The following is a 5,513-nucleotide window of genomic DNA, read 5'->3' as shown; positions in this document are numbered from 1 at the left end:
TGCGCAGAATACTCGAAACCGAAGACTACGTTCCCGTCCCCCCCATGATGACGGAAGACCCCTTTTATCGGATGACCTACATCATGAAGCAGGAGATCCGTAAGCATAAGTGGATCGAAGGCGAAAAAGGCCGCTCACTCACCTGGGAAGCCGCCTGCAAAGAATGGATCGAAAAACACCAGCCAGCCTTCGAAAAATTTATCAACGACACCCTCAAAACCTGACGTTCCCTCCCCGTGGCGCGGGCGTCCCGCCCGCTGTAGGGGCGTCGCTTGCGACGCCCGCGCACGCCGGACAGATTTATCGAATACCAGAAAAGCAGTCGCAGGCGGAAACGCAGACCGAAACGCAGTCGCGGGCTTCGCAAGCGAAGCCCCTACAACGGAGTGCCGCGGGCGTCCCGCCCGCAACCAATCCTACTCTCTCTCCTCTCCCCCCCCCCCTCCGTTGTATTTCCCCCTCAAAAAAACTACCCCCGCAAAGGCACCAAAGTCTTTCCCTCAAACCACGCACCCGGCAACAAATGCACGCGCCGATCTTTTGGCACCCCGCGCTCATTATTGCGTATTCTACCCACCAATACATCCACCGCAAACGCCGCCAGTTCCTCCACGGGCTCGTGAATACCCGAAAACCCCGTCAACTCCGGTTCCTCCTCTGCCATATAGGGCGGCACCACCAGCAACGCCACGCCCACATCCTCAGGAAACCTCACCCCCATCCGACGCAGTGACGCCAGACACCCAAAATGCCACCCCATCGTGATGATTGCGTCCGGCCTCCACTTGCTGAACCACGTCTCAAAGCGCCCCCCTGAATGCGCCTCGTCATCCAGCAACGGCGGGATTTTGACCACGCCCCGCTCCGCACCCATCCCATAATGCCTCACCTGTTGCGCCAGAAATGCCCCCGTCCACAACCCCGCCGTGCGCTCACTGTAACTCTCCGTCATTGAAAAACCAATACGTCTGAACCCGCGTTCACGCACCGACGAGTAGCACAACTCCATCGTTTGAAAATGGTCCACCGACACGCGATCAACTGGAGGCCAGTCCACGCTCCGCCCCAAAGAAACCGCTGCGAACCGCTCAATCGCCAACTCGATTCGCGCGTGCGGTCGCGGACGCGGCCCGAACGCCACCCCCGCGATTCCACGCGCACTAAAAATCTGCGCATAACGTTTGGGCGAATACCCCGGTTCATATTCCCAAAAATACTCCATCCCGTAACCCATAAGCTCCGCCCGCGCCCGCGCTGCTTGAAACAACAACGGCTCGTAACCGCTCGCCGCTGGCGGCAACCCTCCGAACCATGCCAACGACTCCTTTGTCGCTGGCCGCCGTTTCCAACGATACGCGCTCAAACTCAACAACGCCGGATCAGGCCGATAACCTATCTCCCCAGCCTTCTCCATAATCTGCCGCCGCGTTTCCTCCGAATGCCTGCCCCCCTTGGCCAGCACGCGTGACACCGTTGCCTGACTCACGCCCAGCCGCCGCGCCAATTCCCGTTGCGTCCAACGTTCCGGCACCTCCCGCACCTCCCTCCCCCCCCCCTCCACATCACTCGCCATCTTTTTTACCTCCAGTTTCTTCCGTGTTTTTTTAACTGAACCCATGGCTTCCACTTCAATTTTGCGTATCAGGATACGCAACAAAGAAATTGTTCCCCCCTCATATCCAGTCAACCGTCACTTTCGTACCCAAGCCACCACTCCAACATGATTGCCCATCGTCTCCTGTTTTTCGTCTGTCGCGTCCTGTTCAGCGGACTGGTTGCCTCTTGCATTTCCCCAAACCTCCTGAACGCCGCCCCCCCGCCCGGCCTCTTCCCCTTCACCATCGCTTGGGACACCCCGCCCACCACCGTCACGGACGCCAGCGTCGCTGATCTCACCGGCTGGCTCGACGCCCCCGCAGGCAAACACGGCTACATCCGCGCCGAAGGCTCCGACTTCATCACCACCGACACCGGCCAACGCATCCGTTTTCTCGGCGTCAACCTCGCCTTTGCCGCCAATTTCCCCGAGCACGCCGACGCTGAAAAACTCGCTGCCCGCCTCGCCCGCCTCGGCGTCAACTGCGTCCGCTTCCACCACATGGACAGGACCGGACTCCTGCGCAACGCCGCCGGTCGCCGCGCCACCATCTGGAACGAAGACGCCGATGGACAAACCCTCGACCCCGCGCAACTCGACCGCCTCGACTACCTCTTCGCCCAACTCAAGGCGCGCGGCATTTACGCCAACATCAACCTCCACGTCTCCCGCACCTACCCCGGTTTCCCCGCCGGCTCCAGATACCACAAGGCGCTCGACATGTTCGTCCCCGGCATGATCGCCCTCCAGAAACAATACGCCCGCGACCTCCTGCATCACAAAAACAACTACACCGGGCTCCGCTACGCCGACGACCCCGCCGTGGCCATCGTTGAAATCAACAACGAAAACGGAGTCGTTGGACGCTGGTGGCGCGGCAACCTCGACACGCTCGATCCGCTTTACGTTGGCGAACTCAACGCCCGATGGAACGCTTGGCTCACCCGCAACCACGGCTCGCCTGCCGCCGCGCTTGCCGCCTGGAAAAACGCCGATGCCACCGATGCCACGCCCACCGGCCCCGAACTCCTCAAAAATCACCGCCTCGCCAATCTCGCCAAAAACTGGACGCTCCAAAACACCTCCCCCTCCCCCCTGCTCGCCCTCGAACCGCCCGCCAGCCCCGGCCCCGGCATCGAACCGCGAGGCATCGTCCTGCGCGTCCTCCCCGACGCTGCCAAAAACGCCCGCGCCTCCCTCTTGCAACCCGTCTCCCTCAAACCCGGCGCGCGCCACACCTTGCGCATCACCCTCGAAGCCGATTCTCCCGCCGAACTCATCCTCGACATCAAGGATGCGCGCCCGCCCTGGCGCACCCACCTCTCCATAAAAATTCCCGCCACCGACACCCTTCGCACCATCGAAAACACCTTCGTCTATAAGGAAAACGCTCCGGCCTCCGGCATCCGCCTCGCCCTCAACCTCCGCGCCACCGCCAGCCCCGCCTCGAACAATTTCCGCGTTCAGGAAATCTCGCTCCGCGAAGGCGGCTCCTCCGCGAAACTCCCCGCCTTCGTTGACGCGGAAAACGCCAACAATTCCGCCAACGCCGCCGCTTCCGCCGCCGCTCCCACTTCGGCGCACCGCGCCCTCGCCTACCTCCGTCGCGATGGCTTTGAAACCTTCTCGCCCGCCGCCTGCGACGACTGGCTCCGCTTCCTCTGGGAAACCGAGGACGACTACTGGACCGACATGCGCGAATACCTCCGCCGCGACCTCGGCATCCGCTCCATACTCGTCGGCTCACAACTCGGTGCCTACAGCCTGCTCCCCCTCCAGCAGAAATTCGACGCCCTTGACCACCACGCCTACTGGCAGCACCCGCAAACCCAGGACAACGGACGCAGGATCGTCCAAAACCTCTCCATGGTCAACGAGCCCGGAGGAGCCTACGCCGCCTCGCCCGCGTTCTACCGCGCTGCCGGGAAACCGTATCTACTCACCGAATACAATCACTCGTCGCCCAACACTTTCGGCGCGGAGGCCTTCCCCATCATTTCCGCCTACGGCGCGTTCCAGGACTGGAGCGGCATTTTCGTTTACTCTTACGCCCACGGCACCGCGCCGTGGGACGCCGGATACCAGCGCGGCCAGTTCGACATTGACCAGCATCCCCTCAAGCTCGCGACCCTTCCCATTGCCGCCGCCCTTTTCCTGCGTGGCGACACCGACGCCCCTGCGGGTGTCACCACCAAAACCACCACCATCACTCCGGAGGAATACCTGCGCCAGATGCGCCGTGTCGGCCCCAACGTTTCGGCGATCACCGCCGGAGCCACCCGCACCGACGCCCTTCGCCACCGCGTCGCCTTCGCCCTCGCCGAAAACAAAAGTGGCGCGGGCGTCCCGCCCGCAACCGTTGCCACTCCGTCTGCCGGACCCATCACCACCGAGGGCGGCGCACTCACTTGGGACGCCGCGCCCAACGCGGGCATTTTCACCATTCGCTCACCTCGCACCAAGGCAGCCATCGGCTTCGCCTGCGGACGCTCCTTTGACCTCGACGGCCTCGTCATTACGCCCGGCCAAACCCTCCAGGACTGGTCAACCATTGCCCTCTCCCAACTGAGCGGCGACCGCGTCGGCTCTCCCGGACGCGCCCTGCTCGTCGCCTGCGGCTACATCGAAAACACCGGGCAAATCTGGCACGACCCCGTAGCCAAAAACAGCGTCAAGGAATCGGGCCGCGCCCCAACGCTCGTCGAAGGCATTCCCGCAAAAATCACCCTCACTCCCGCCTCCGGCGTCACCGCCGTCGAAGTCTGGTCGCTCGACGAACACGGACGCCGCGCCCGCTCCGTCCCCGTCACCCGCGACGGCCCCGCCGCCACCTTTCACATCGGACCCGATTACCGGACCATCTGGTATGAAGTCATCACTCAATAACCCAATCACGCTTAAACCCGCCAAAACACCATGAACATCATGAACACCAAATCCGCCATCCACCTCACCTCCGCGACACTCGCCGCACTCGGCCTGCTTGCCGCTGCTGCGCTTCGCGCCGACAATGTAACCCTGAGGGGCAACCAGACCGGCAATCAAGACTGGGCAACTGCCACCCTATGGAGCAACGATGCAGCCGCCTCGCCCGGCAACGCCTATTTCACCAATGGCTACACCCTCCGCACTCCCTCCACTGCTAACTCCCTCGTCCCCCAAGTCTTTCTCGGCGACTCCCTGACCGTCGATGGCGGTGTCGGCGGCGCCATGGGCACCCTTACCCTCAAAAGCCGCATTACGGACATCGCCGATCTCCGCCTTGGGACCGCCACTGTCAGCAGCAGCGCTGGGGCCACCAACATCCTTGCCACGCTCAACGTTACCAACCTGACGGCTCTCGACGGGAAAACCGCACTCCTTATCGGCAACAACACCAATCAGGACCTTACCCTCAACGTCACCAATCTCCTCGGCGGTGGCGCCTTGACCTTCGGCAACGCCGCCCGCCAATACGCGCTCTCCGTCACCAACGCAGGCGCTTTCACCGGCAGCATCGGCCTCCTCGGTGGTACCCTCACTCTCACGTCGGATATCAACCTGACCGGCGGCGCCTTCACGATGGCAATCGGCGGCACTAACTCCCCAACCTCCCTCGTGCTCAACAACAACCTTGTTGTTTCCTCGTTCACCTTTGACACTACCACCCTCAACACCCTTGGCGAAAGCTACACCGCCGCCCAACTCAACGCCTACTTCTCCACCACGCGTTTCAGCGGGGATGGACTCCTCTTCATCGGCTCCACCATTCCCGAACCCGCGTCGGTCGCCACGCTCCTCGCCGCCGCGGTCATGCTCGCAGTCACACTGCGCCGCCGCCGCTGAGCACACGCAAGGGCACGCTTGCGACGGACCGCATCCGCCGAACGACACACATATTCCATTCGCGGGCTTCGCAAACGAAAGCGAAGCCCCC

General features: G+C 62.6%; 4 protein-coding genes. 3 read left to right on the top strand and 1 reads right to left on the bottom strand.

Annotated features, from left to right (window positions below; translation table 11 throughout):
* Window positions 1-224 (top strand): hypothetical protein (locus tag OBACDRAFT_RS18975; RefSeq protein ID WP_081722199.1); only part of this gene is annotated, 224 nt, incomplete at its 5' end.
* A 245-nt stretch (window positions 225-469) separates the two neighbouring features.
* Here the strand turns inward: OBACDRAFT_RS18975 and OBACDRAFT_RS18970 are convergent.
* Window positions 470-1,618 carry a LacI family DNA-binding transcriptional regulator gene (locus tag OBACDRAFT_RS18970; protein ID WP_157837188.1) on the bottom strand — a complete coding sequence of 383 codons (1,149 nt, stop codon included), beginning with the start codon at window positions 1,616-1,618 and terminating at the stop codon, window positions 470-472.
* A 102-nt stretch (window positions 1,619-1,720) separates the two neighbouring features.
* Between OBACDRAFT_RS18970 and OBACDRAFT_RS18965 the strand changes: the two genes are divergently transcribed.
* Both OBACDRAFT_RS18965 and OBACDRAFT_RS18960 read left to right on the top strand, forming a co-directional pair.
* Complete coding sequence (locus tag OBACDRAFT_RS18965; RefSeq protein WP_043588348.1) at window positions 1,721-4,483, top strand: glycoside hydrolase family 5 protein; 2,763 nt, start codon at window positions 1,721-1,723, stop codon at window positions 4,481-4,483.
* A 39-nt stretch (window positions 4,484-4,522) separates the two neighbouring features.
* On the top strand, window positions 4,523-5,422 hold the full coding sequence (locus OBACDRAFT_RS18960) for a PEP-CTERM sorting domain-containing protein (RefSeq protein ID WP_157837187.1): 900 nt from the start codon (window positions 4,523-4,525) through the stop codon (window positions 5,420-5,422).
* Window positions 5,423-5,513: the final 91 nt, after the last annotated feature.

This window comes from Geminisphaera colitermitum TAV2 (assembly GCF_000171235.2).
GTDB lineage: Bacteria > Verrucomicrobiota > Verrucomicrobiia > Opitutales > Opitutaceae > Geminisphaera > Geminisphaera colitermitum.
Note: the sequence above shows the minus strand (reverse complement) of the source record. Positions and strands in the feature narration are given on the sequence as shown.

What these genes read in the sequence shown, in the direction of transcription:
- OBACDRAFT_RS18970 (WP_157837188.1), bottom strand. Translation starts at nt 1,618, where the DNA reads ATGGGTTCAGTTAAAAAAACACGGAAGAAACTGGAGGTAAAAAAGATG.
- OBACDRAFT_RS18965 (WP_043588348.1), top strand. Translation starts at nt 1,721, where the DNA reads ATGATTGCCCATCGTCTCCTGTTTTTCGTCTGTCGCGTCCTGTTCAGC.
- OBACDRAFT_RS18960 (WP_157837187.1), top strand. Translation starts at nt 4,523, where the DNA reads ATGAACACCAAATCCGCCATCCACCTCACCTCCGCGACACTCGCCGCA.